General features: G+C 65.7%; 25 protein-coding genes and 2 tRNA genes. 14 read left to right on the forward strand and 13 right to left on the reverse strand.

The features are described from left to right. From ACH438_RS21870 to rpmH, 9 genes are all read right to left on the reverse strand, one after another. Positions 1-1,017 carry a ParB/RepB/Spo0J family partition protein gene (locus ACH438_RS21870; RefSeq protein ID WP_397007929.1) on the reverse strand — a complete coding sequence of 339 codons (1,017 nt, stop codon included), beginning with the start codon at positions 1,015-1,017 and terminating at the stop codon, positions 1-3. A gap of 44 nt (positions 1,018-1,061) precedes the next feature. Continuing rightward, positions 1,062-2,030 carry a ParA family protein gene (locus ACH438_RS21875; RefSeq protein WP_397007931.1) on the reverse strand — a complete coding sequence of 323 codons (969 nt, stop codon included), beginning with the start codon at positions 2,028-2,030 and terminating at the stop codon, positions 1,062-1,064. 409 nt (positions 2,031-2,439) lie between these two features. After that, the gene (locus ACH438_RS21880) at positions 2,440-2,784 is read right to left on the reverse strand and encodes a hypothetical protein (RefSeq protein WP_397007933.1); all 345 of its coding nucleotides are present in this window, start codon (positions 2,782-2,784) and stop codon (positions 2,440-2,442) included. Between the two features lie 85 nt (positions 2,785-2,869). Continuing rightward, positions 2,870-3,592, reverse strand: a complete 723-nt coding sequence (rsmG, locus tag ACH438_RS21885; protein WP_397007935.1) for a 16S rRNA (guanine(527)-N(7))-methyltransferase RsmG — start codon at positions 3,590-3,592, stop codon at positions 2,870-2,872. 132 nt (positions 3,593-3,724) lie between these two features. Beyond that, a complete protein-coding gene (locus ACH438_RS21890; RefSeq protein ID WP_397007937.1) occupies positions 3,725-4,270 on the reverse strand; it encodes a protein jag in 546 nt (181 codons plus the stop codon). Positions 4,271-4,346: 76 nt separating this feature from the next. Continuing rightward, positions 4,347-5,441 carry a membrane protein insertase YidC gene (yidC, locus tag ACH438_RS21895; protein WP_397008244.1) on the reverse strand — a complete coding sequence of 365 codons (1,095 nt, stop codon included), beginning with the start codon at positions 5,439-5,441 and terminating at the stop codon, positions 4,347-4,349. Positions 5,442-5,445: 4 nt separating this feature from the next. After that, complete coding sequence (gene yidD / locus ACH438_RS21900; RefSeq protein ID WP_397007939.1) at positions 5,446-5,787, reverse strand: membrane protein insertion efficiency factor YidD; 342 nt, start codon at positions 5,785-5,787, stop codon at positions 5,446-5,448. Further along, a complete protein-coding gene (rnpA, locus tag ACH438_RS21905) occupies positions 5,784-6,194 on the reverse strand; it encodes a ribonuclease P protein component (RefSeq protein WP_397007941.1) in 411 nt (136 codons plus the stop codon). Before rnpA ends, yidD begins: the two co-directional genes overlap by 4 nt. A gap of 86 nt (positions 6,195-6,280) precedes the next feature. Next, complete coding sequence (gene rpmH / locus ACH438_RS21910) at positions 6,281-6,424, reverse strand: 50S ribosomal protein L34 (protein ID WP_033085250.1); 144 nt, start codon at positions 6,422-6,424, stop codon at positions 6,281-6,283. A gap of 518 nt (positions 6,425-6,942) precedes the next feature. Here rpmH and dnaA point away from each other — a divergent pair. The 10 genes from dnaA to ACH438_RS21960 all read left to right on the forward strand — a co-directional run bounded on the left by dnaA (position 6,943) and on the right by ACH438_RS21960 (position 19,236). After that, a complete protein-coding gene (dnaA, locus tag ACH438_RS21915; protein ID WP_397007943.1) occupies positions 6,943-8,853 on the forward strand; it encodes a chromosomal replication initiator protein DnaA in 1,911 nt (636 codons plus the stop codon). Between the two features lie 767 nt (positions 8,854-9,620). After that, complete coding sequence (gene dnaN, locus ACH438_RS21920; protein WP_397007945.1) at positions 9,621-10,790, forward strand: DNA polymerase III subunit beta; 1,170 nt, start codon at positions 9,621-9,623, stop codon at positions 10,788-10,790. A gap of 156 nt (positions 10,791-10,946) precedes the next feature. Continuing rightward, positions 10,947-12,119, forward strand: a complete 1,173-nt coding sequence (gene recF / locus ACH438_RS21925) for a DNA replication/repair protein RecF (protein ID WP_397007947.1) — start codon at positions 10,947-10,949, stop codon at positions 12,117-12,119. 73 nt (positions 12,120-12,192) lie between these two features. Beyond that, complete coding sequence (locus ACH438_RS21930; protein ID WP_397007949.1) at positions 12,193-12,759, forward strand: DUF721 family protein; 567 nt, start codon at positions 12,193-12,195, stop codon at positions 12,757-12,759. Positions 12,760-13,133: 374 nt separating this feature from the next. Continuing rightward, complete coding sequence (gene gyrB / locus ACH438_RS21935) at positions 13,134-15,173, forward strand: DNA topoisomerase (ATP-hydrolyzing) subunit B (RefSeq protein ID WP_397007951.1); 2,040 nt, start codon at positions 13,134-13,136, stop codon at positions 15,171-15,173. Between the two features lie 98 nt (positions 15,174-15,271). Next, on the forward strand, positions 15,272-17,785 hold the full coding sequence (gene gyrA / locus ACH438_RS21940) for a DNA gyrase subunit A (protein WP_397007953.1): 2,514 nt from the start codon (positions 15,272-15,274) through the stop codon (positions 17,783-17,785). A 179-nt stretch (positions 17,786-17,964) separates the two neighbouring features. Next, entirely contained in the window at positions 17,965-18,792 is an 828-nt protein-coding gene (locus tag ACH438_RS21945) for a DUF3566 domain-containing protein (protein ID WP_397007955.1), read from the forward strand. Between the two features lie 129 nt (positions 18,793-18,921). Further along, positions 18,922-18,995 (forward strand) — tRNA-Ile (locus ACH438_RS21950). 29 nt (positions 18,996-19,024) lie between these two features. Beyond that, positions 19,025-19,132, forward strand: a complete 108-nt coding sequence (locus ACH438_RS21955; protein ID WP_355125342.1) for a DLW-39 family protein — start codon at positions 19,025-19,027, stop codon at positions 19,130-19,132. 31 nt (positions 19,133-19,163) lie between these two features. Continuing rightward, positions 19,164-19,236, forward strand: a tRNA-Ala gene (locus ACH438_RS21960). Between the two features lie 85 nt (positions 19,237-19,321). On the opposite strand, the gene ACH438_RS21965 is transcribed toward ACH438_RS21960, so the two are convergent. From ACH438_RS21965 to ACH438_RS21975, 3 genes are all read right to left on the reverse strand, one after another. Next, positions 19,322-20,125 carry a hypothetical protein gene (locus ACH438_RS21965; protein WP_397007957.1) on the reverse strand — a complete coding sequence of 268 codons (804 nt, stop codon included), beginning with the start codon at positions 20,123-20,125 and terminating at the stop codon, positions 19,322-19,324. A gap of 75 nt (positions 20,126-20,200) precedes the next feature. Beyond that, entirely contained in the window at positions 20,201-20,491 is a 291-nt protein-coding gene (locus ACH438_RS21970; protein ID WP_397007959.1) for a helix-turn-helix domain-containing protein, read from the reverse strand. A 435-nt stretch (positions 20,492-20,926) separates the two neighbouring features. Then, a complete protein-coding gene (locus ACH438_RS21975) occupies positions 20,927-21,187 on the reverse strand; it encodes a helix-turn-helix domain-containing protein (protein ID WP_397007961.1) in 261 nt (86 codons plus the stop codon). A gap of 143 nt (positions 21,188-21,330) precedes the next feature. On the opposite strand from ACH438_RS21975, the gene ACH438_RS21980 reads away from it, so the two are divergent. From ACH438_RS21980 to ACH438_RS21995, 4 genes are all read left to right on the forward strand, one after another. Beyond that, complete coding sequence (locus tag ACH438_RS21980) at positions 21,331-22,041, forward strand: hypothetical protein (protein ID WP_397007963.1); 711 nt, start codon at positions 21,331-21,333, stop codon at positions 22,039-22,041. Positions 22,042-22,285: 244 nt separating this feature from the next. Further along, entirely contained in the window at positions 22,286-23,314 is a 1,029-nt protein-coding gene (locus ACH438_RS21985; RefSeq protein ID WP_397008246.1) for an adenylate/guanylate cyclase domain-containing protein, read from the forward strand. 298 nt (positions 23,315-23,612) lie between these two features. Further along, positions 23,613-24,608: an ATP-binding cassette domain-containing protein gene (locus ACH438_RS21990; RefSeq protein ID WP_397007965.1), complete on the forward strand. Its 996-nt coding sequence runs from the start codon at positions 23,613-23,615 to the stop codon at positions 24,606-24,608. Further along, entirely contained in the window at positions 24,605-25,447 is an 843-nt protein-coding gene (locus ACH438_RS21995; RefSeq protein ID WP_397007967.1) for an ABC transporter permease, read from the forward strand. The genes ACH438_RS21990 and ACH438_RS21995 overlap by 4 nt, the downstream gene beginning before the upstream one ends. Here ACH438_RS21995 and ACH438_RS22000 read toward each other — a convergent pair. Further along, positions 25,433-25,615, reverse strand: a complete 183-nt coding sequence (locus ACH438_RS22000) for a hypothetical protein (protein WP_397007969.1) — start codon at positions 25,613-25,615, stop codon at positions 25,433-25,435. The genes ACH438_RS21995 and ACH438_RS22000 overlap by 15 nt on opposite strands. Positions 25,616-25,708 lie beyond the last annotated feature (93 nt).

Genomic DNA, 25,708 nt, shown 5'->3' on the forward strand with positions numbered 1-25,708 from the left:
TCAGAGCTTGGACTGCTCCATGAGACTCACGATCCGCTCCAGATCGTCGATGGATCCGAACTCCACCGTGATCTTGCCCTTGCGCTTGCCGAGGCTCACCGTGACGCGAGTGTCGAACGACTCCGACAACCGCTCCGCCACATCCTGCAGACCCGGCATCTGAATCGGCTTGCGCTTGGGGGCCGGGGGAGTGGCCCCGGCATCCGGATCCCGATTGGCCAGTGTGACGGCTTCCTCGGTGGCCCGGACCGACATGCCCTCCGCCACGATCCGGGCGGCGAGCGCTTCCTGTGCCTCGGCTCCGGCTTCCACGGCGAGTAGCGCCCGGGCATGCCCGGCGGACAGCACGCCCGCCGCGACCCGGCGCTGCACCGGGATCGGAAGTTTCAGCAGCCGAATCATATTCGTGACGACCGGCCGGGAACGGCCGATCCGGGAAGCCAGTTCCTCGTGGGTGACGCCGAACTCCTCGAGCAGCTGCTGATACGCGGCCGCCTCTTCGAGCGGATTCAGCTGCACCCGATGGATGTTCTCCAGCAACGCATCGCGCAGCAGCGACTCGTCCGCGGTCTCGCGCACGATGGCCGGGATGGCGGTGAGTCCCGCCTCCTGACTCGCCCGCCACCGCCGCTCGCCCATGACGAGCTGATAGCGCGGCTCCGGCAGGGTCGAAACCTGCCGCACCACGATGGGCTGCATGAGCCCGAATTCCTTGATGGAGTGCACCAGTTCGGCGAGTGCCTCGTCCTCGAAAACCTGACGCGGCTGCTTCGGGTTCGGTTCGATGTGCTCGGGCGGGATCTCCCGATACACCGCGCCCGCGTCCGTCACATCGATGCCCTCGACCGGATCGGGGACCCGGTGCAGATACGCGGACGCCGGCTGCGGACCGATCGGGTCTACACCGATGACGACATTGGCGGCGGCACTGCCGAGCCCGCCGGGTGTGGTCGCGGGCCCGGTCGGGATCAAGGCCGCGAGACCGCGACCCAGTCCACCTTTCTTCGCCTGACTCATCGGCTTACCGACCCCTTTCGTTGTTCAGCGCACCCGAGATTCAACTACACACCGGATTCTGCGCCGGGCTGGGGCACCGGCTCGGTCTGGCGCGCCGTGCGCGCCGCAATCTCTCGTCCCGCATCCAGGTAGCTCATGGCGCCACGTGAACCCGGGTCGTAGTCGAGCACGGTCATGCCGTAGCCGGGCGCCTCGGACACCTTGACGCTGCGCGGGATGACCGAGCGCAGCACCGCGTCACCGAAGTGTGAGCGCACTTCCTCGGCCACCTGATCGGCGAGCTTGGTGCGGCCGTCGTACATGGTGAGAACGACGGTGGAGACATGCAATTCGGGATTCAGGTGCGCCTGCACCAGACCGATATTGCGGAGCAACTGGCCCACGCCCTCGAGTGCGTAGTACTCGCACTGGATGGGGATGAGCACCTCCTTGGCCGCGACCATCGCATTGACGGTGAGCAGACCCAGAGAAGGCGGGCAGTCGATCATCACGTAGTCGATGTCGTAGCCGGCGAGATTGGCTTCCTGGATGGCGGCCTTCAGGCGGCCCTCGCGGGCGACCATGGAGACGAGTTCGATCTCCGCACCGGCGAGGTCGATGGTGGCGGGGATGCACAGCAGGCGCTCGTTGTGCGGGCTCTGCTGGATCGCTTCGCTCACCGTGCACTCGCCGATGAGGAGCTCGTAGCTGGAGGGGATACCCGAGTGGTGGTCGATGCCGAGCGCGGTGCTGGCATTGCCCTGCGGGTCGAGATCGATCACCAGCACCCGCATGCCCTGGATCGCGAGGGCCGCGGCCAGGTTCACGGCGGTGGTCGTCTTGCCCACGCCGCCCTTCTGATTCGCGATGGTGAGGATCCGCTGTTCCCGCGGGCGGGGGATGGAAGCGGCGGTGCCGGACAGCACCTGGGTGGCACGCTGCGCTTCGGCGGCAATCGGGGTCTCGGCGCCGGAGATGTTCCCGAACGGGGTGCGGCTGAACTCCTCTGCATCGAAGGGACCGCTATCGAGCATGCCGGGAACCCGGGACGTTGTTTCCCGTGAAACATTCGCCGGACCGTTGGACATACAGGCTCCTAACCCCGAGAACTCAAAGACACGTGGCCGAGCAGAATTCCGCGCACCTGACAGCAGCAGCCGCAACGCTGCGTCGTCACCGAGGAGATGCGAGGTGTGAGATCGATACCCATTCCGAAGCCGTTCCGCTGACTCCCAGCCGATTTCGAGCCGGTGCCGGGCATCGTGAGTCTGCGCTCACGCTCGACGTTCACTAGCTTGCCAGTACGGGACACAATACGGAAGTTGAACGGGAATCATCTCGGTGCGACACGCGAATCTAGCAACCTCGCACCCCATTCGAGTCATGTTTCACGGGAAACATTGCCCGAGCGGGCAACCGGGGGAGGGGTGTCCGGGGGAGGGGTCACTCCGTCACGGTGACGGTAACGTACCGCGCCCCGGCATCCGGCTGACTCGCAGCCAAGTCGTGCGTGCCCGCGGTCGAAGGGGTCCAGTCCGTCGACACCGTGGGGCCGGTGGCCATCACCTGAGCGATCTCGGATCCATTGTCGGTGAAGGTAACCGGGAGGGGATTGTCGCTCGGCGCCACCGTGGCGGTCACCGTATAGGTCTCCCCGACCGAGACCCGGACGGCAGACACTTCGACATTCAGGACGACCGCCTCGGCGCGGGGCGCGGCGCACCACACGCCCGCGGCGAGAACAAGGGAAAGGCCGGCCCCCACACCGGCACTCCGGACAGATCTCATGGGTACTCCTGCAGCGCATCCCGCAGCCGCACCGCGACTTCCGCCTCCGCCCGGTGCCATCGCATCCGCGGGGATGATTCGGACGCTACCCCTTCGCGCGCTTGTCGGCACGAACCCCGGCGCGTCGTTCCTTCCGGGGAAGCCGCTCGGCGCTGATGACGACGGTGGGCGTCTCGAGCACTCCCACACCGCATTCCAAGACCTCCGCCTTGCCGGCGCCCGCCTTGGTCAACTCTTCGCGATCGCGCTCGATCTCCTCCGCGGCGCTGACTCCCTTGAGCGCCAGCATCCGTCCGTGATCGCGGACCAGCGGCATGGACCAACCGGCGAGCTTCGCCAGCGGCGCCACCGCCCGGGAGGTGACCACATCGGCGCCGCCCGCTTCCTTCTTCACGCCGGCCTGCTCGGCCCGCCCGCGCACGATGGTCACATTGGTGAGTCCCGCCGCGTCGACGAACTCGGCGAGGAACAGGGTGCGGCGAAGCAGCGGCTCCACCAAGGTGATTCGAAGGTCCGGGCGCGCGATGGCGAGTGGGATACCGGGCAGGCCCGCGCCGCTGCCGATATCGACGACCGACGCGCCCTGGGGGATGAGGTCACCGATCACGGCGCAATTGAGGATGTGCCGATCCCACAGCCGGGGCACCTCGCGGGGTCCGATCAGTCCGCGTTCCACGCCCGCGCTCGCGAGCACTTCGTAGTAGCGGCGGGCCAGTGGCAGCCGTTCTCCGAAGACGACCGCGGCAGCGGCGGGCGGCTCGGCCGAACCCTGATCGATCGCCTCGGCGTCAGGTTCCACGTGAAACATCCTTCCAACTCTCGCGGGGTGATTCCAAACTTCCGGGGCGTCTTCGAACCCCGATTGCCACTTGCAGATAAGCGTAGGGCCCCCGGTCCATTCGAACCGGGGGCCCCGAGACTGCGTGTCCGCGCGGCGGACTCAGGCGGGCAGGACCACCACGCGGCGGCTCGGCTCGACGCCTTCGCTCTCGCTCACCACCCCGTCGACAGCGGCCACGGCGTCGTGCACGATCTTGCGCTCGAACGGAGTCATGGGGACGAGCACCTCGCGCTCGCCGGACTCCAGCACCCGCTTCGCCGCCTCGGTGCCGAGGGCGCTCAGCTCGGAGCGGCGGTTGGCGCGCCAGCCCGCCACATCCAGCATGAGCCGGCTGCGGACGCCGGTCGCCTGCTGCACGGCCAGACGGGTCAGCTCCTGGAGCGCGTCCAGGACTTCACCGCGCCGGCCGACCAGCTTCGCCAGATCCTTACCGCCGTCGATGCTGACGACCGCGCGGTCACCCTCCACATCGAGGTCGATGTCACCGTCGAAGTCGAGCACGTCCAGCAACTGCTCCAGGTAGTCGCCCGCGATCTCGCCCTCTTCGATGAGCGCTTCCTCGGTGTCGTTCGCGTCGTTCGCGACTTCGGTCGCTGCCGTCGCAGCCGTCACAGTGGGGTCCCCTCCGTCGGTTTCAACAGTCATGGTTGTTTCCTTCATCTGGAGTTGTCGGCGCGATGCGCCGCAGCAGCTTTCTCAAATCTCCACAGCGGCCGGAGAGTCAGCGACGCCGCTTCTGGTTCGGCCGGCCACGATTGCCCGAACGCTTCTTGGCGGTCGCGGGTCGCGCACCCGGCGAAGGCTTGGCGCCCGGCGCGGGCTTGGCGCCGTTCTGCGACGCCTGTGCCGGAGCGTCTTCGAGCGGAGCGTCCTGCACGCCATCGGTCTTGGCATCCTGTTTCTTCCGGACGTCGACCGGCTTCGCCCCCGGCTTGGGAGCGTTCTGCGCGCGGCGCTCCAATGCGGCCGCCTTCTTCGCCTCTTCTTCCTTCTCGATACGACCGAAGACGAGGTGCTGCTGCGCATAGGTCCAGATGTTGTTGGAGACCCAGTAGATCAGGATGGCGACGGGCAGGAACGGGCCACCGACCATGACACCGAGCGGGAACACATACAGCGCAAGCTTGTTCATCATGGCGGCCTGCGGGTTGGCGGCGGCCGCCTCCGACTGCCGGGCCACCGAGGCGCGGGCGTTGAAATGGGTTGCCACACCGGCGATCACCATCAGCGGGATGGAGACGGCCGCGATGGCCACCTTGCTCGGGATGCCGCCGTAGTGCGCGAAGGAATCCAGCATGGTGGTCGGCTGCGTGATGTACGCCGAGAGGGGAGCGCCGAAAAGCCGTGCCGACAGGAAGGATTGAACATCCGGCACACTGAAGATGTAGTTCGGCGTATTGGCATTCTGCTCCGGCGACATGCCGAGCTGGCCGATGCCGTGGCCGGTGCGCTGGAACGAGCGCAGCACATGGAACAGACCGAGGAACACCGGCACCTGCAGCAGCACGGGCAGACAGCCCATGAGCGGGTTGAAGCCGTGTTCCTTCTGCAGCTTCTGCATCTGGACCGTCATTTCCTGACGGTCGTTCTTGTACTTCTTCTGCAGTTCCTTGATCTGCGGCTGCAGCTCCTGCATCTGCCGGGTGGTGCGCACCTGCTTCACGAACGGCTGGAACAGCACCAGTCGCAGGGTGAACACGAGGAACACCACGGCCAGTGCCCAGGCGAACCCGCTGTTCTTGCCCAGCACATACCCGAAGGCCTGGTGCCAGAACCACAGAATGGCCGACACCGGGTAATAGATGAAGTCGAGCACGGCTCTATGCACTCCCGTCGTTCGTATCGCCGGTCACCGCGGGCGGTGACCCTTCACAAGCTTGTGCCGCGTGCCGGTGACCGTGGTCCTTGCGAGCAGACCGAGGTTCCGGTACGGGGTCCCACCCACCAGGGTGCCAGGGCGCACATTTGGCCAAACGGACGGCCGTCAGTCCGATACCGACGAACAGTCCGCGGGTGCGCAACGCGGTCACCGCGTACTCGCTACAGGTGGGCGTGAACCGGCACACCGGCATGCGAGTGGGGGAGATATAGGTCCGATACAGCTCGATGAGGAATATCAGAGCTTTGGCCGGGAGCCGGGCAGCGGCGCGCACACCATTCATGATTCGCCACTCACAGAGATGCCCGCCTCACCTTCAGGAGTGAGCATCCCGAGTTTGCGTAATCCGGCTTGCAGCTGCCGATGCAGTTCTTCGGAGGTCGCGTCCGCGGCTCCGGGGAGCGCGCGAATGACAATGTCTGCGCCGTCGGGCAATTCGGCCACGAAGCATGCGCAGATATGACGCAGGCGGCGGGCCACCCGGTGGCGTACCACCGCCGGACCCACCGCCTTGCTGACGATCAAGCCGAAGCGCGGACCGCCCACCCGGATTGCCGGGTCGGATCCGTTCGCTTGGTCGTCGTGTAGCAGTAGATGCACAACGAGGTCCCGTCTCCCGATCCGCCGGCCCTGCCGCACCGTCCGGGAGAAGTCGATGCGTCGATGCAGCCGGTGATGCTCAGGCAGCACCTGAGCATCCGTCGGAATGCTGGGGGATGGGGGACCGGAGACCGGACGGCGAGCCGTGCGAGCGACTCTGCATCCGGATTACCGAATCAGGCCGTCAGCTTGGCGCGGCCCTTGCCACGCCGCGCGGAGACGATGGCGCGACCCGCACGGGTCCGCATCCGGAGACGGAAGCCGTGGACGCGCGCCCGACGACGGTTGTTCGGCTGGAACGTCCGCTTGCCCTTGGCCACGGTCAACACTCCTCTAGGTGGTGGGCGTCCTTTGACGCCCGAAGCTTTGTCGGTGATACGTGCTCTCGGTGAATCCTGGGATTCTCCGGCGCAATACCCTGGTAGGCACGGGCAGCAGACAGCCGCCACCGCACCGTAGGGTGACTGTAGAAGGGTACTTACCCGCTGAACGAGAATCAAACTCGGGGTCGAGTGACCCTGGTCGCGTGGCCAGGTCCTGGGAGTTCGTCTCCGGGCGGGTGGTTCGTGTACGGTCCTTTCCACGGCCTCGAAGCGACCGCGGATGACATTGCCAGCAATTAGCTGTGAACCTGCAGGTCCAGGCCGGATTCGCCCCATCGGACACGCGGAGACGTGTATCCCCAGGTTTTCCACATCTGTGGATAATTGTGTGGAAAGACCCCTGGAGTGGCATATTCGTAGGGCTGGCGGTGCCTCGCCGACGCCCGGCAACTGGGGGAGCCGAGCATACGACGGCCGTCTGCTCCTATCTACCTGATCCGGGGAGGAACGCGTTCGTGGACGACGAGCAGAATGTGCTGACCGCTGTCTGGCCGGAGGTGATCGCCGAACTGGCGGACGGCTCGGCGGACGGTGAGATCCAGCCGGTCAGCAAGGCGCACAAGGCGTGGCTCAACACTATCGAACCGATCACCTTCGCACAGGGATTCGCCCTGCTCTCGGTGCCGGGCACGATGGCGCAGGTCACGGTGGAGCGCGATCTGCGTGAGATCATTCTGCGATCCCTCGCCCGCCGCGGCCTGCAGGTGGAGGGCCTGGGCGTGCGCATCCGCGCCCAGCAGCATCCGCCGTCGGACCGGTCGGCGAATCCGCCGCGGCACGCGCGCATGACCTCCCGCCCCGAGCGGCCCCGCGAACCCAAACCCGCACCTCGGTCCTACGCTCCGGAACCCGTCGGCTACGGCCAGGAGCCGGTCGGATACGGCCAGGACACCAACGGATACGCCCAGGAACCGCAGCCGGCCGAGCGTCCGGCACCCGGTTATCCGGCGCCGCAGGACTACCCGACGACCCGCTACCTTCCTCCCCAGGACTACCCGGCCGAGTACGGCGAGCGGGATGCTTATCCACCTGTGGAATTCGGGCAGCCGCCGATGGCCGAGGAGTTGCCGGCGCCCGCTCCGGAGCCGCAGCAACCGCCGCGTCGCCGCGATAATCACCGGGCCCAGAACATGCCGCCCGGCCAGGAAACGCTCTTCTCGCCCGAAGCGGACGACGACGAACCGCCCCGGCCCGCGCCGCGCCGCATGCCCGAGGAACAACCGGCCCGCCGCCCGGTCGACGAGGACCACGACGACGAACCCGTGGTGAACGTCCGGAATTCGTGGCCGACCTACTTCAACCGGCCGCCGGAGCGGGAGCCGCAGTCGTCCTCGCCGTCGGCCAGCCTGAACGCGAAGTACACCTTCGAGACGTTCGTCATCGGCGCGTCCAACCGGTTCGCGCATGCCGCGGCGGTCGCCATCGCGGAAGCGCCGGCGCGCGCCTACAACCCGTTATTCGTCTGGGGCGCTTCGGGTTTGGGCAAGACGCACCTCCTACACGCGGCGGGTCACTACGCGCAGCGGCTGTTCCCGGGGATGCGGGTGAAGTACGTGTCCACCGAGGAGTTCACCAACGACTTCATCAACTCGCTCCGGGACGACCGGAAGGTGGCGTTCAAGCGCCGCTACCGGGAGACCGACATCCTGCTGGTGGACGACATCCAGTTCATCGAGGGCAAGGAAGGCATCCAGGAGGAGTTCTTCCACACCTTCAACACCCTGCACAACGCGAACAAGCAGATCGTGGTGTCCTCCGACCGCCCGCCCAAGCAGCTGGCGACCCTGGAGGAGCGGCTGCGGACGCGGTTCGAGTGGGGTCTCATCACCGATGTGCAGCCGCCGGAGCTGGAGACGCGGATCGCGATCCTGCGCAAGAAGGCCCGGATGGATCGCCTGGATGTGCCGCACGACGTGCTGGAACTCATCGCCAGCCGGGTCGAGCGCAATATCCGGGAGCTGGAGGGCGCGCTGATCCGGGTGACGGCGTTCGCGTCGCTGAACGGGCAGCCGCTGGATCTGTCGCTGGCCGAGGTGGTGCTGCGGGATCTGATGCCGGATACCGCGACGCTGGAGATCACGGCGGCCACGATCATGGCCGTGACCGCGGAGTACTTCAACACCACGCTCGAAGAGCTGACCGGTCCGGGTAAGGCGCGGCCGCTGGCGCAGGCCCGGCAGATCGCCATGTATCTGTGCCGCGAGCTCACGGATCTGTCCCTGCCGAAGATCGGCCAGGCGTTCGGCCGCGACCACACCACGGTCATGTACGCGGAGAAGAAGATCCGCAAGGAGATGACCGAGCGGCGGCGTGTGTACGACCAGGTTCAGGAACTAACAGCCCGAATCAAACAGCGGTCCCGGTAGTCCACAGTCCACAGGCCCCCACGTCGATTGACGTGGGGGTCTTCTGTTTTCGGGGGTGTGGATTCCTCGAGGAGTCCTCGAGGAGGGTGTGTGGATTCCTCGAGGAATCCCACTGTTGTCCACCGGTTTGCTACCAGGCCTCTACTAACAGGGGTGCACAACGAGTAGTGCACAGTTCCCACAGGTGGATTCATCCTCGAGGGCTGACCAGCGGTGATGGCAGTTGTGCCATGTGGATTCCTCGAGGAGTCCTTGTCGAGTCCTCGAGGAATCCTCGAGTTGTCCCCGGATCGACTCAGATGTTGGCAGCAGGCCTGGAAACCGGGGAGCAACTCGAGGATGGCTCGAGGATGGATGTGGAGTAAGGCGTTGCCTCCACAGCCACCCGCCGTTAACCCTCGAGCCATCCAGACGACATCCCCACGCCGCCGCACGCTCCTGCCTGCGGAAACGGGCGAAGTCCACAGAACTAACAGGACCTATTACTACTGAGATTTCTCTTCTAAGAATCCTTCTTCTAAAACAGGGTGTGTGGAAAGCCGGTTTGGGAGGGAACGGTTCGATGGGTAGCTCCTCCCCACCCGATCGGTAGGCAAGGAGAAGAGGGGCGAAGGATCCCCGTTCGCTCGATGCGTCCCGAGGCGGGCCGGAATGCCGGAGGGTCGGCGTAGGCGTCGCGGCGCTGCGCAGGTACGGTTTGGTGTCGGCCCCGTGTGCGAGACTGCCGATTACACGACTGATCGAGACTGGGAGAGGACAAACGGGCGATGGAGCTTGCCAGCATGAAGTTTCGGGTCGCCCGCGAGGACTTCGCCGAATCCGTAGCGTGGGTGGCGCGCAGTCTGCCTTCCCGGCCTCCGGTGCCCGTGCTGGGCGGCGTTCTTCTCGTGGCTGACGAGGACGGCCTGACGGTGTCCGGCTTCGACTACGAGGTCTCCGCGCAGATGCGGGTGGCCGCCGAGGTCGCCGGTCCCGGGCAGGTGCTCGTATCGGGCCGCCTGCTGGCCGATATCACCAAGGCACTGTCCAACAAGCCGGTGGATGTCTCCGTGGACGGCACGCGCGTGCTGATCCAGTGCGGGAGCGCCAAGTTCTCGCTGCCGACCATGCCGGTCGAGGATTACCCGCAGCTGCCCGAATTGCCGCCGCAGACCGGCGAACTCGGGGTGGATCTGTTCTCGGCGGCGGTGGGCCAGGTGGCCGTGGCCGCGGGCCGCGACGACACGCTGCCGATGCTCACGGGCATCCGGGTGGAGATCGAGGGCCCGAAGGTGGTCCTTGCCGCCACCGACCGTTTCCGGCTGGCTGTGCGCGAGCTGGAGTGGCAGCCGGGCCGCGCGGATGTGGAGACGGCGGTGCTGGTTCCGGCCCGCACGCTGTCCGAGTCGGCGAAGACGCTCGGCGCCTCCGATCAGCCGGTGCAGCTGGCGTTCGGTACCGGCACCGACGGCCTGCTGGGCATCGTGAACGGCGGCCGCCGCACCACCACGCGCCTGCTCGATGCGGAATTCCCCAAGTTCCGTCAGTTGCTCCCCAAGGAGCACACCTCCATCGCCATCCTCACCGTGAGCGTGCTGACCGAGGCCATCAAGCGTGTGGCCCTGGTGGCCGAGCGCGGCGCCCAGGTGCGGCTGGAGTTCTCCGAGGAGGGCCTGCTGCTCTCCGCCGGCGGTGACGATGCGGGACGGGCCGAGGAATGGCTGGAGGCCGACTTCCTCGGTGAGCCGCTGACCATCGCGTTCAATCCGGGCTACCTGATCGACGGCCTGTCCGCGCTGCACGCCGAGAAGGTGGCGTTCGGGTTCACCACTCCGAGCCGTCCGGCGGTGCTGCTGCCGGCGCCGCAGGAGGAGCCGCAGCCGCTGGAGTCGGGTTCCTATCCGGCGCTGGCCGGGAACTACATCTACCTGCTGATGCCGGTGCGACTCCCGGGCTGACCCGGGCGCGAACTGTGCACAGTGTTGACAAACCTGTGAAAAACTCGGCGCGCGTAGCGGATTCGCTGCGCGCGTTCGGGTATCCACACGGCTTTTCCCCAGGCCAGGGTTTTGGGGGCGAAGCCCCCGAGTGTCCCGAGAGTTGGTAACTGCCGCGTGTACGTGCGTGCGCTGTCGCTGCGCGATTTCCGGTCATGGGAGGCGGCCGAGCTCGAATTACCGCCTGGTAGAACCGTTTTCCTGGGGTCCAACGGGAACGGCAAGACGAATCTGATCGAGGCCCTCGGCTACTTGTCCACACTGGGTTCACACCGGGTGGCGGCCGATGCGCCGCTGATTCGCATGGGTGCGCAGCGGGCGCGGATCGGTGCGACGGTTGTCAACACCGGTCGTGAGTTGCGTGTGGATATGGAGCTGAACCAGGGTTCGGCGAATCGCGCGCAGATCAACCGTTCTCCGGTGCGCCGGACGCGGGAGATCCTGGGGATTCTGCAGACCGTCCTGTTCGCTCCGGAGGACTTGTCGCTGGTCCGGGGCGATCCGGGGGAGCGGCGGCGCTTCCTGGACGAGCTGGCCACCGCGCGACTACCGCGGCTGGCCGGCGTGCGCGCGGACTACGACAAGGTGCTGCGGCAGCGCTCGGCCCTGTTGAAAACCGCTGGGCGGAATGCCCGTTCGGGTGCGCGCGGTGCGGAGATGAGCACCCTCGACGTGTGGGACGGGCACCTCGCGGCGCACGGTGCGGTGCTGGTGGCGCAGCGGCTGCGGTTGGTACACGAGCTTTATCCACATATTGCACAGGCTTATTCGGGTATCGCGCCCGAATCGCGGCCCGCCGCAATCGGTTACCGCAGCTCGAGCCTGCCGCCGGAATTCCTCGACGTCACCAGAACGCCACGTGACGATGACGAGGAGGTGCTGGAAGCCATCCTCTTGCAGGAGTTGTCCACAGCTCGTCCCAAGGAATTGGAGCGCGGTGTATGCCTGGTCGGCCCGCATCGGGACGATCTGGAGCTGATGCTGGGTTCCGCGCCCGCGAAGAGTTTCGCGAGTCACGGTGAATCGTGGTCGTTCGCACTGGCTTTGCGGCTGGGGGCGTTCGAGCTGCTGCGGACGGCCGGTACCGATCCGGTGCTCATTCTCGACGATGTGTTCGCCGAACTGGATCGCCGCCGCCGCACCGCGCTGGTGTCCGTGGCCGCGACCGCCGAGCAAGTGTTGATCACCGCCGCTGTGGCGGAAGATGTTCCGGCGGAACTGGAGTCCACGCCGATGCGTGTGGAGACGGTCGGCGAGGCCGACAGTCGCACTTCCCGGATCGCCGAATAGATGTCCCGGATGGTTGTCGGTGGCATGGGGCAGAATCGGTCGGAACAGGGTCCCGGACGGAGAGAGGTTGCAGATGGCTGACCAGCCGGAAAACAACGATTCCGGTGCTGCGAGTCCGGAGCCCGAACTGCGCGGGGTGGATCTCGCGCGGCGAGCCCTCGAGGAGGCGCGAGCCGCGGCCCGCGCGGCCGGGAAGTCCGTGGGCCAGGGCCGGGCGTCGCCGCGCAAGGGCGGGGTGCGTGCGCTGCGCGGGCGCCGCGGCTGGTCCGGTGCGGGTCCGGACGAGCGTGATCCGCAACTGCTGTCGTCGCTGACCATGTCGCTGGCGAAGGGGCGCGGCTGGTCGGGGAAGGTGGCCGAGGGCACGGTGTTCGGCCGCTGGCCGGAGGTGGTCGGTGAGGACATCGCCTCGCATGCGCAGCCGGTGTCCCTGGAGAACGGCGTGCTGAGCATTCAGGCCGAGTCGACGGCCTGGGCGACGCAGCTACGCATGTTCCAGTCGCAGATCCTGGCCAAGATCGCGGCGGCGGTGGGCAACAACGTGGTGACCCAGTTGCGCATCAACGGCCCGACGGCGCCCAGCTGGCGCAAGGGTGAGCGGCACATCAAGGGCAGGGGCCCGCGCGACACCTACGGGTAGCCCGTCGATGCTGGTCGGCCGACCTGTTTCACGTGGAACCACGATGATCGACGCGAACCCTGTCGCTAACAGTTTCCGGCGACCCGTGTGAGTGCCCGCTGAAGCTACCGGGACACCCCGCGCCTATGGCCGGACACGTTGATGGTCGATTTCACTCCCGTACGGGTCACTCAGGGGTGTCATAGGTGCATTCTGTGCGGGTCGTACCAGTAGGATGGTGGAGTAACTAGCGGCGATACCTCCCGGCGCGTTCCGCAGCGCCCGCGCGTGGGGCCCCGTAACTCTCGAGCAGACATGCCAAGAGGGCCCGACGTGTGCCGTTCACTGTGCCGGGAGGATCAGCAAGTAAGGAGAGCTACCGACCAGTGGCTGCCATGGACTCCAATGCAGACGGCTCGACCCAGCCCACGCAAGGCAAGCAGACGTACGGTGCCGACTCCATCACCGTCCTCGAGGGTCTCGAAGCGGTGCGCAAGCGCCCCGGTATGTACATCGGTTCCACGGGTGAGCGCGGTCTGCACCACCTGATCTGGGAGGTCGTCGACAACTCGGTCGACGAGGCGATGGCCGGGTACGCCACGCGCGTCGATGTCACCATGCTCGCCGACGGCGGCGTCGAGGTCGTCGACGACGGCCGCGGTATCCCGGTCGCCATGCACGCGCAGGGTGTGCCCACCATCGAGGTGGTCATGACCCAGCTGCACGCCGGCGGTAAGTTCGACGGCGAATCCTATGCGGTGTCCGGCGGTCTGCACGGCGTCGGCATCTCGGTGGTGAACGCGCTGTCCTCCCGCCTCGAGGCGGAGGTCGACACCGACGGTTACCACTGGACCCAGGAATACAAGGACTCCAAGCCGGGCAAGCTGATCCAGGGTCAGCCCACCAAGCGCACCGGCACCACCATCCGGTTCTGGCCGGATCCGGAGATCTTCGAGACCACCACCTTCAGCTTCGAGACGGTGGCGCGGCGCCTGCAGGAGATGGCGTTCCTGAACAAGGGACTCACCATCACGCTGACCGACCAGCGCATCAGCGACACCGACATCACCGACGAGGTGGTCAGCGAGACCGCCGAGGCGCCCAAGCACGCCGACGAGACCGCGCGGGTCGCCACGCCGAAGGTGAAGACTCGCACCTACCACTACCCGGGCGGGCTCGAGGACTTCGTCAAGCACATCAACCGCACCAAGCAGCCGATCCACAACTCGATCATGTCCTTCACCGGTAAGGGCACCGGTCACGAGGTCGAGGTCGCGATGCAGTGGAACTCGGGTTACTCCGAGTCGGTGCACACCTTCGCCAACACCATCAACACCCACGAGGGCGGCACGCACGAGGAAGGCTTCCGCGCGGCGCTCACCACGGTGGTGAACAAGTACGCGAAGGACAAGAAGCTCCTCAAGGAGAAGGACGCGAACCTCACCGGTGACGACATCCGCGAGGGCCTGGCCGCCATCGTGAGCGTGAAGATCGCCGACCCGCAGTTCGAGGGCCAGACCAAGACCAAGCTCGGCAATACCGAGGTGAAGTCGTTCGTCCAGCGCACCTGCAACGAGCACATCTCGCATTGGTTCGAGGCCAATCCGGCCGACGCGAAGACCATTGTGCAGAAGGCGGTTTCGTCGGCGCAGGCCCGGGTCGCGGCACGCAAGGCGCGAGAGCTGGTGCGGCGCAAGTCCGCTACCGATATCGGTGGCCTGCCGGGCAAGCTGGCCGACTGCCGCTCCAAGGATCCGAGCAAGTCCGAGATCTACATCGTGGAGGGCGACTCCGCCGGTGGTTCGGCCAAGTCCGGCCGCGACTCGATGTACCAGGCGATCCTGCCGTTGCGCGGCAAGATCATCAATGTGGAGAAGTCCCGGATCGACCGCGTCCTCAAGAACAACGAGGTCCAGTCGATCATCACGGCCTTCGGCACCGGCATCCACGACGAGTTCGATATCGCCAAGCTGCGGTACCACAAGATCGTGCTGATGGCCGACGCCGACGTCGACGGCCAGCACATCTCGACGCTGCTGCTGACCCTGCTGTTCCGCTTCATGCGGCCGCTGGTCGAGCAGGGTCACGTGTATCTCGCGCAGCCGCCGCTGTACAAGCTGAAGTGGCAGCGCAGCGAGCCCGAGTTCGCGTACTCGGACCGCGAGCGCGACGGCCTGATGGAGCGCGGTCTGGCCGCAGGCAAGAAGATCAACAAGGACGACGGCGTCCAGCGCTACAAGGGTCTCGGCGAGATGAATGCCAAGGAGCTGTGGGAGACCACCATGGACCCGGCCGTCCGGGTGCTGCGCCTGGTCACCCTCGACGACGCCGCGGCCGCCGACGAGCTGTTCTCCATCCTCATGGGTGAGGACGTGGAGGCGCGGCGCAGCTTCATCACTCGCAATGCCAAGGACGTGCGGTTCCTCGACGTGTAGCGGAGGCAGGTAGGGGACCGGGAATCGCCCCCTGACCCCTGCCTTTCGGCCTTGCTGCGTCATCGGACCACCAAAAGACTTCCTACGGAGACCAATTCATGACTGAGACCGAACTTCCGCCGTCGGGCGGCGACCGCATCGAACCGGTCGATATCCAGCAGGAGATGCAGAACTCCTACATCGACTACGCCATGAGCGTGATCGTGGGACGTGCGCTGCCCGAGGTGCGGGACGGCATGAAGCCGGTGCACCGCCGGATCCTGTACGCGATGTACGACAACGGTTATCGGCCCGACCGCGGTTATGTGAAGTCCGCGCGCCCGGTCGCCGACACCATGGGTAACTACCACCCGCACGGTGACACGGCCATCTACGACACCTTGGTGCGTATGGCGCAGCCGTGGTCGCTGCGGTATCCGCTGGTCGACGGCCAGGGCAACTTCGGTTCGCGCGGTAACGACGGCGCGGCCGCCATGCGTTACACCGAGTGCCGGCTGACGCCGCTGGCCATGGAGATGCTGCGCGAGATCGACCACGAGACGGTCGATTTCATCCCGAACTACGACGGTAAGACGCAGGAACCGGTCGTGCTTCCGGCGCGGGTGCCCGCGCTGCTCATGAACGGTTCCAACGGTATTGCCGTCGGTATGGCGACGAACATCCCGCCGCACAACCTGACCGAGCTGGCCGAGGCGATCTACTGGGCTCTCGACAACTTCGAGGCCGACGAGGAAGCCACCCTCGCCGCCTGCATGGAACGCGTGAAGGGCCCGGACTTCCCGACCTCCGGCCTGATCGTCGGCACCCAGGGCATCCACGACGCCTACACCACCGGCCGCGGTTCCATCCGCATGCGCGGTGTGGTGGAGATCGAGGAGGACAACCGGGGCCGCACCACGATCGTCATCACCGAGCTGCCGTACCAGGTCAATACCGACAACTTCATCAACGCGATCGCGGAGCAGGTGAAGGACGGCAAGATCGCCGGCATCTCCGACATCCACGACGAGTCCTCGGACCGCGCGGGCATGCGCATCGTGGTGACGGTGAAGCGGGACGCCATCGCGAAGGTGGTGTTGAACAACCTCTACAAGCACACCCAGCTGCAGACGTCGTTCGGCGCGAACATGCTGTCGATCGTCGACGGGGTGCCGCGCACGCTGCGCCTGGATCAGATGATCCGGCTGTACGTCACCCACCAGCTGGAAGTGATCGTCCGGCGGACCAGGTACCTGCTGCGCAAGGCCGAGGAGCGGGCCCACATCCTGCGCGGCTTGGTGAAGGCGCTCGATCAGCTGGATGCCGTGATCGCGTTGATCCGCCGTTCGGCCGACACCGAGACCGCGCGCACCGGCCTGATGCAGTTGCTGGATATCGACGAGATCCAGGCGACCGCCATCCTCGATATGCAGCTGCGCCGCCTGTCCGCCCTGGAGCGGCAGAAGATCCTCGACGAGTTGGCGAAGATCGAGGCCGAGATCGCGGACCTGAAGGACATTCTCGCGAAGCCGGAGCGGCAGCGTTCGATCGTCCGCGACGAGCTGCAGGAGATCGTCGACAAGCACGGTGACGATCGCCGCACCCGGATCATCGCGGCGGACGGTGACGTTCAGGACGAGGATCTGATCGCCCGCGAGGACGTGGTCGTCACCATCACCGAGACCGGGTACGCCAAGCGCACCAAGACCGACCTCTATCGTTCGCAGAAGCGTGGCGGTAAGGGCGTGCAGGGTGCGGGTCTCAAGCTGGACGATGTTGTCAGCCACTTCTTCATCACGTCCACGCACGACTGGCTGTTGTTCTTCACCAACCTGGGTCGCGTGTACCGGGCCAAGGCGTACGAGTTGCCGGAGGCGAACCGCACCGCGCGTGGTCAGCACGTGGCGAACCTGCTGGCGTTCCAGCCGGACGAGAAGATCGCCCAGGTCATTCAGCTGACCTCGTACGAGGACGCGCCGTATCTGGTGCTGGCGACTCGCAACGGCCTGGTGAAGAAGTCGAAGCTGACCGACTTCGATTCGAACCGGACCGGCGGCATCGTGGCGGTCAATCTGCGCGATGGTGACGAATTGGTCGGCGCGGCACTGTGTTCCGCGGAGGACGACCTGCTGCTCGTCTCGGCGCACGGTCAGTCCATCCGTTTCTCCGCCAATGACGAGGTGCTGCGCCCGATGGGCCGCGCCACCTCCGGCGTGCAGGGCATGCGTTTCAATGCCGACGATCAGCTGTTGTCGCTCAACGTGGTTCGCGACGAAGAGGGCATCTATCTGCTTGTCGCGACCGCGGGTGGGTACTCCAAGCGCACCGCCATCGGCGAGTACACGGCGCAGGGTCGTGGCGGCAAGGGTGTCCTGACGATTCAGTACGACGAGAAGCGTGGCAGTCTGGTCGGTGCGCTCATCGTCAATGACGAGGATGAGCTGTACGCGATCACGTCCGGCGGCGGGGTCATTCGCACCGCGGCCAACCAGGTTCGAAAAGCCGGGCGCCAAACCAAGGGTGTGCGGTTGATGAACCTGGGCGAGGGCGATACGTTGCTCGCGATCGCTCGGAACGCGGATGAGCCCGACCAGGTTGCCGAAGATGACACCAGCGGTTCGGCGAAGCAGTAGTTTCACCACAGCAGCGGCGGCACAACGGATCGAAGGATTCACCATTGACCACGAATCAGCCGAATGACCAGCGCGGTCATGCCAATGGCGTGACCGAGAGAATTGCTCCGTCTCCGATCCCGCCGCGGCCCATTCCGCGCACGGGTTCGGGCGAGGGCAGTGCACCGCAATCGCCCGAAATGTCGGACCAGTCCGGCGATTTCGCCGACGCGCAGGCGCACGAGGTCACGGCAGCCGAGTCGGGTGACGAGCAGCAGAGTGGTTCGCCCTATCAGGAAGGGGGCTGGTCGCAGCTGCCGCAGCGGGAACCCCAGTCCAACCTGTACCGGCCCGGCCAGGCCCCGACCACCGGCCGCCCCGGCGGCGGTCTGAGCAGCGGAGGCGGAGGCGGTGGCTTGAACGCCGGTGTCTCCAATGCCCGGACGACCGCCGACTTGGCGGCCAAGGCCGCGCGCAAGGAGGCGGCCATGGTGAAGTCCGTCGGCATCGACGGACCCACCCGCAGCATCGCGCGTCCCGAACTGGTCAAGGATCTGCCGGATCTGTCCGAACTGCGGCACCCGCTGCCGCCGCCGGAGCCGATCCCGCCGGCCGGACCGGTCTCGCCGTCCGCCCCTTCGGCGGTCGCGCAGGCCGCCGCCACCGGTGAGCCGCTGCGGGCCACCGTGCAGCTGCGCCACATCGATCCGTGGTCCACGCTGAAGGTCTCGCTGGTGATCAGCGTGGCGCTGTTCTTCGTGTGGATGCTGGCCGTCGGCCTGCTGTACCTCGTCCTCGAGGGCATGGGCGTGTGGGAGCGACTGAACTCCACCTTCACCGACATGGTGTCGTCGGACAGCTCCTCGTCGTCGCTCATCGACGCGGGCACGGTGTTCGGCTACGCCGGCATCATCGGCTTGATCAATGTCGTGCTGTTGACGGCCCTGTCCACAGTGGGCGTTTTCGTCTACAACCAGTGCACCGATCTCGTCGGCGGTATTCAGGTCACGCTGGCCGATCCCGACTAGAAAACGATGTTCCGGACGGCCGGTCCGCGCCTGCGCTCGCAGGCCGCTGACCGGCCGTTTTGGTTATCTTCGGGTGGGTACGGTAATCTTCTGCCTCGGTTCGAGTAACACACTCGGAGCCGAAGATGAGGGCCTATAGCTCAGGCGGTTAGAGCGCTTCGCTGATAACGAAGAGGTCGGAGGTTCAAGTCCTCCTAGGCCCACTCCCGAACATCACAGTAGGGTGGGATTCATGAAATTTCTCCTCACGATCGGCATTGTCGCCGCGGTGATCTTCGGAATCAGCAAGTTGCGCCAGCGCAGCGACGCGGACCTCTGGCACGAGGTCACCACCCGCTGATTCAAGTCTCAGGGATTCACGAATCCCGTACGGGGCCTTAGCTCAATTGGCAGAGCACTGCCTTTGCAAGGCAGGGGTTAGGGGTTCGATTCCCCTAGGCTCCACTCTTTTACTCATCCTGTGCCCGAAACCGCCCCCCGGGGCGGTTTTTCGCGTTTGTGCCCCCTTGGCTTGCCCGCAGGCCGATGCCTAGTCGGCGACCCTGGATGTAGCAGTGCCACGAGCCTTGGCGACGATGGCGGCCGTTCCCCCTATTGACAGCAGGACCATGCCGGGGATGGCCCAGATCTCCATTACGGTCTCTCTGTGCGCTTGCAGGAGGGGCGTACCCCCCATTGCAGCGAGGCCGAGAGCCGTCGCGGCGTATCCGATGCCGCAGCAGCCGATTCCGAGCGTCACCCACAGTGCACGGCGTGGCGCACGGACGGATCGCAACCCGATGAGCGAGCCGGTCACGACGAGGGTCCCGCCGACGAAGGCCCACGTGCCATAGAGCACAGCTACCGCGCGTGAGCTCGGATCGTGTAGATCGAGCATGTCGTCCACCGGGATTCGCGAGAGGTCGCTCGAAAACCACAGCACCAGAACCACCGCCGCGGTCACGGCGTTCGAGATGTTCCACCACCACATGACGGTGTTCGTGAAGGCCGATGCACTGCGCCGGGTGCGGTCCAGGACACCACGCAGCCAGTCCGGGGTGTCTTGTTCTCGTTTGAAGACCTTCAACGCACTGCGCCCGAGTGCGCACCACGCTGCAAGCGTGAGCAGGATGTGCCCCAGGTGTGCCACGTTCACCAGATGAAGGGGAGCGTCCGCCAGCTGCCGGTCGACGACGCGATTGACCCCCGGCAGATAGAGCACGAATGCGAGCGCGACCGCGCATAGGCCGCCAGTGAGGAGAGAGTAGTCCCGACGAAGGTACAGCACTCGAACCGCACAAATCGTGAGCAGCAACCACACGAGGGCGGACAGCACGGACAGTGCGGAAAGCATAGCGGCATCGTACGATTCATCAGTGACAGATTGCGACTAATTCAATGACCTACTGCGCCGAATTGGACAAATCGCTCACAATCCGAGGATTTCACGCCATTCATCGCCGGCGGACGGATTTGGATACTCACCGGTCTGCCATCGCTTCTTCGTGGCAGCGAAAATCGTTGTGGGGGAGATGTTCAGGATCTCGGCAACATCGAAGACATCGGCCAGCGTCACATCCCGCTCACCGGACTCGGTGCGCCGGTAGGTGTTACGACGCCATCGCAGTCGTGTCCACATCTGCTCGGCCGTCATCCCAGCAAGTTTTCTGCGATCTCGTAGCTCCTGTCCGAACGCTCGGTTGAGGCTGCCCCGATCCATGGCGTGAGGTTATCCCGTCTCCTTATTGCGGTGCCCAAATATGGGCACTACTGTTTGCGGTGTTGACCTAGCTGCCGGGAGGTCGGCAGGTCAATTCGGCGTACCGGCCCAAGTCGGGGGGCTTGGCATGCCGACATGGTTCTCGGGTGCGGAGGAGCGTTGAATCACGTGATTTCGGAAGGGAATTCAAACACCCCCCATCGAAAGGAGTTGCCGCCGTTGGCCCGCGGTGTGTTCCGGGGCTCATCGAGACAATTTCCGCCGGGGGCGACGCGGTGGATGCAGAGCTTGTCGGCGACCGCCGCACTGACCGGCGGGCTGGGTAGTCGTGACCGTGCTGAGGTCGAGCGATCGCTCGGGCTATCCGCCAAAGGGCTACGGGCCCGTCTCGACCGCAGGGTCGCGTTCGACGCGTCCGAGCTACTGATCGCCGCGTCACTCGCCGGCCTGCGCGCTGGCGACCTGCTCGATTTCGGCCTGGGCGGCGTTGAGGAAGTCGCCGGCGTTGACGCCCAGGGCCTTGCATAGCCCGAGGAGGACATCGACGGGGGCGGCTCGGAGGCCGCCCTCGATTCGCCTGATTGTGATCACCGGCACTCCGGACAGGTCGTGCAACTTTTCGCGACTGTAGCCGCGCTTCCCGCGCAGGCCGCGCAGGTTCGCGCCGATGACGGCGTTCGCCTGTTTGTTGTCCATGCGGATCAGTATCTGTTCTGTTCCAAATAGCATGCAACCCCTTCGGATCAATTTGTGATCCAAATGGGACAGATCGGCCGATTGTAAGTGATCCATCTGTCTATTAATCTGATCCATATGGATCAGATTCGAGCGATGCCCGCATGAGGCCTGAACATGCCGAGTTTGAGACGTTCTCACTCGATGAGGTCTGCGAGTACACCGGTGCGCCGTCGGCCGCCTGGCTCTGCCGCCGCATCGTCGCCGGCGAAGTGACAGCTGTCCGCGCGGGCAAACAGTGGCGTATGACGCGCTCGGATATGTGCAACGTCGTCGCCTACATGCGCGGCGCCGCTGTCGACGAGATGGTGCGGGACGCTGGCGATGACGCCATTTCGCAGCCTGCCTCCAGCATCGACGCGCTGCAAGCAAAGCAGTATCTGGATCACATCGAGTCCGCCAAGCGCCGGAGTGGAATCTACTTCTGGGCCTACCTGATATCCGGCGTCCTCGGAATCGCCGTACTGCTGACCGCGGCTGGCATCGTCATCTTCGGTAGTCCGGACATCGCGATCTTCACGACAATCAGTGACGCTCTCCCTTCCGGGATCGCCGCCTTGTTCTACAAACGAGCCGGTGACCTGGAAAAGGTTGTCCAGGACAACCTCGGTCGCCTGGATCGGGCTGTTGAGAACTCGAAGCGCACCGAGGCGGCAAAGGACGCGGCGTCGAAGTTGCCACCGGGGCAGGATCGCGAGCGTCTGTTGAGCTTGCTTGCGATACATCACCTCCTGCCTGACGCATCACCGGAAGCGATCGCAGCCCTTCTGGCAGGGGACCGGCCGAGGCGCCGGGTGGGCGGCCGCGCCGCGTGAGTTGATGGTCGGAATGGTCACGACGGCACTGCAACTGGGAGAGACGACGGCGTCGGCAAAGCAGCCGGCGTGAGTGTCGGATCTGCGGAGATGCGGTGTATAGGCGGGCGAGGTTGCAGCGTGGTTTCACGTGAATCGTGCAGTGAAACCGAAGGCGGGCCGATCCGTTGTGACATGCGACAGCGCTCGGCTGTGACACGGGACAAGGGGCGGATTTCCGGCGCGGTGCGGACGTAAGGTGGCGATCATGGCTTCCGCTGAGATCTCCGAACTGGTGCAGTCCGTGGTGGAGCCGTACCTGCTCGACGGACCGCGCAAATACAACCGGCGTGAGGTGGAGAAGCTGAGCGGGCTGCCCAATTCGGCCACCCGCCGGCTGTGGGTGTCACTGGGTTTCCCGGCCGATCCCGATGACGCCGCGGTCGAATACACCGATGCGGACATTCAGGCCGCCAAGGGGTTCAGTCGCTTGAATGTGCTCGCCAGCGCGGACATTCACCGGCAGACCACGGCGGCGCGCACCCTGGGCCGGTCCATGGCGCGGCTGGCCGAGTGGCAGGTGGATCTGGTGACCGAGGAGATCCTGGCCCGGATCGCCGCCCGCACCCAGGAGGATCCGACCGCCGATCCGAAGGAGCTGGCCCGGGTCGCGACCGAAGAGGTCATCACCGAGTTCGAGGCCTTGCAGCGGTACGCCTTCCGCCGGCACCTGGACGCGGCGCTGGCCCGGTCACTGGACGAGGGCGCGGTCGCCGGCGACACCATGCGGGTGCTGGCCATCGGGTTCGCCGACATGGTCGGCTACACCCGGCTCACCCGGCACCTGGAGCCGGAGGAACTGTCGTCACTACTGGAGGCGTTCGAGACGGCGACCAGCAATGCGATCGTGGCCAATGGCGGCTGGGTCATCAAGAACGTCGGTGACGAAGTCATGTTCGCCGCCACCACCGCCACCGAGGGCGCCCGGATCGCGCTGGCCGTGCAGGAGGCCGCGACGGCCTCGCACGGTGTGACGCAGGAATTGCGGGTGGGCCTGGCCTACGGCGAAGTGCTGCAGCGGTTCGGTGATCTCTACGGTTCGGTGGTGAATGTGGCGGCGCGGCTCACCGGTGTGGCGCGGCCGGGAACGGTCTTGATCGACGACGGTGCGGCTCTCGCGATCGAGGATGATCCGGAATTCTCTTTGCGTAATTTGGCGACGGTGCGCGTGAAGGGAATCAATCGTTTGCACGGGCATGTGCTGCGCCGCAATGTGATTCGCCCCCTGGTGTGAACCTACCCCGGACATGGGGGCGGGCCTCGGCGAAGGGGGGGAGTTAGCCGAGGCCCGCGTAAGGTCGGCCCGGGGGGGAGGGGCCGACTGCACCGATCCTACGCGACAACACGGTTTTGTGTGGCTATCGGGTCGCCGAGTTCGAAGATTTTTTGAGGAAAAAGTGTCGTACCCCGGTGCGAACATGTGTTCGTAGCACTGGAATTCGGATGACCAGGACCAATCGGTCGGTGAATACTGGTCAGCGAAGTCCGGTCTTGCCCCGCCACCTGCGCACACACGAGACATCAGGAGAGTCATGCCCGACGCAATCGTCGCCGAGGGACTGGTCAAGCGGTACGGCAAAGTCGCCGCACTGGATGGACTCGACCTCTCGGTCCCCGAAGGAACGGTCACCGCCCTGCTCGGCCCCAACGGCGCCGGGAAGACGACCTCGGTCCGGGTATTCACCACCCTGCTGGTCCCGGACGGCGGGCACGCCACGGTCGCCGGCGTGGATGTACTGAAGGATCCGCAATTGCTGCGCTCCAGGATCGGAGCGTCCGGCCAATACGCCGCCGTCGACGAATACCTCACCGGTTTCGAGAACCTGGAGATGGTCGGGCGGCTGTATCACATGGGGACGCAGCGCAGTAAGGAGCGCGCTCGCGAACTATTGGATCGCTTCCGTCTCGCCGACGCCGCGGATCGGCCGGTGAAGGGCTATTCGGGCGGTATGCGCCGACGCCTGGACCTGGCGGGCGCGCTGGTCGCGAATCCCCCCGTGCTGTTCCTGGACGAACCCACCACGGGCCTGGATCCCCGTGCGCGCCTCGATCTCTGGGATGTCATCGAGGAATTGGTGGCGGGCGGCACCACGCTGCTGCTGACCACCCAGTACATGGAGGAGGCCGACCGGCTGGCCGATTCCATCGCCGTCATCGACCACGGCCGGGTCATCGCCGAAGGCACCTCCGACCAGTTGAAGGCCTTGGTCGGCGGCGACCGCATCGAACTCGTCGTCGATCACGTGGACAGTCTCGCCCTCGCGCAGCGGGCGCTGGAAGGCTTGGCGCAGGGGGAGATTCGGCTGGAGCCCGGACTGCGCCGCATCATCGTCCCGGTCGCGGACGGCTCGCAGGCACTGGTGGATGCGATCGGACTGCTGACCGAACATCAAGTGACGATTCACGATGTCGGGCTACGCCGGCCGTCACTGGACGATGTGTTCCTGTCGCTCACCGGCCACGAGGCCGACGAGCTGGTCAACGGCGCCAAGCCCGCCGAGCAGCCGGTGGGCGGTGCAGCCCGATGAGCGCCACCCTCGCCGTCGCCGAAAAGCCTTCGGCGGCACAGCGCTTCGCCATGCTGGTGAGCGACAGCCTGACCATCACCAAACGCAATGTCATCAAGATCCGGCGCGTACCCGATGTACTGGTCTTCTCGACGCTCTCGCCGATCATGTTCGTGCTGCTGTTCGCCTACGTCTTCGGATCGGCGATCAAGCTGGAAGGCACCTCGTACCGCGAATTCCTGATCGCCGGAATCTTCGCCCAGACCGTGGTTTTCGGCGCCACCTACACCGGCCTGAGCCTCGCCGAGGATATGCAGAAGGGCATCATCGACCGCTTCCGCTCACTGCCCATGGCGCCCGCGGCGGTACTCATCGGGCGCACCCTCGCCGACATGGTGATGAATGTGGTGAGCCTGGTGGTCATGTCGCTGACCGGACTGGCGGTGGGCTGGCGCATTCGCGGATCGTTCTTCGACGCCGTGCTCGCCTACGTCCTGCTGTTGCTGTTCGCCTATGCGGTGTCGTGGATTCTGGCGGTGATCGGGCTGCTGGTGCGGACGCCCGAGCTCTACAACAATGCCAACTTCATGGTGATCTTCCCGCTCACCTTCATCGCCAATACCTTCGTGCCGGCCTCGGAACTGCCGACGGTGCTACGGGTCATCGCCGAATGGAATCCGGTCTCGGCGGTCACGCAGGCCACCCGGAACCTGTTCGGCAACACCAGTCCGCTCGGGCCGAGCGCGGATGTCTGGTCCATGCGACATCCGGTCGCGACCACGTTTATCTGGATCGCGGTGATCCTGGTGATCTTCGTGCCGCTGGCGGTGCGGCAGTACAAGCGGTCAGTGAGTCGCTGACAGGTCCCGCTCCGGGGCGGAGCCGTTGCGCGAGTAACCCAGGCGCGGCGGCTCCGGGGCCGGTGCGGGCAGCTGCGGGCGCTTGCTCACCAGCACGGTGATGATGCCGCCCACGACCGCGAGCAGAGCGGCGATGATGACCTTGTTGCGAATGCTCCCCAGCTCCATTCGACCACTGTGGCACAGCAATCCCTTTCGTGCACGAAAGGGTGGTGTGGGGAGCGGGGGCTAAGCCTCCGAAACCCCCTTAAGAGGCGGGGG

The organism is Nocardia sp. NPDC020380 (assembly GCF_044386975.1).
Classification (GTDB): Bacteria; Actinomycetota; Actinomycetes; order Mycobacteriales; family Mycobacteriaceae; genus Nocardia.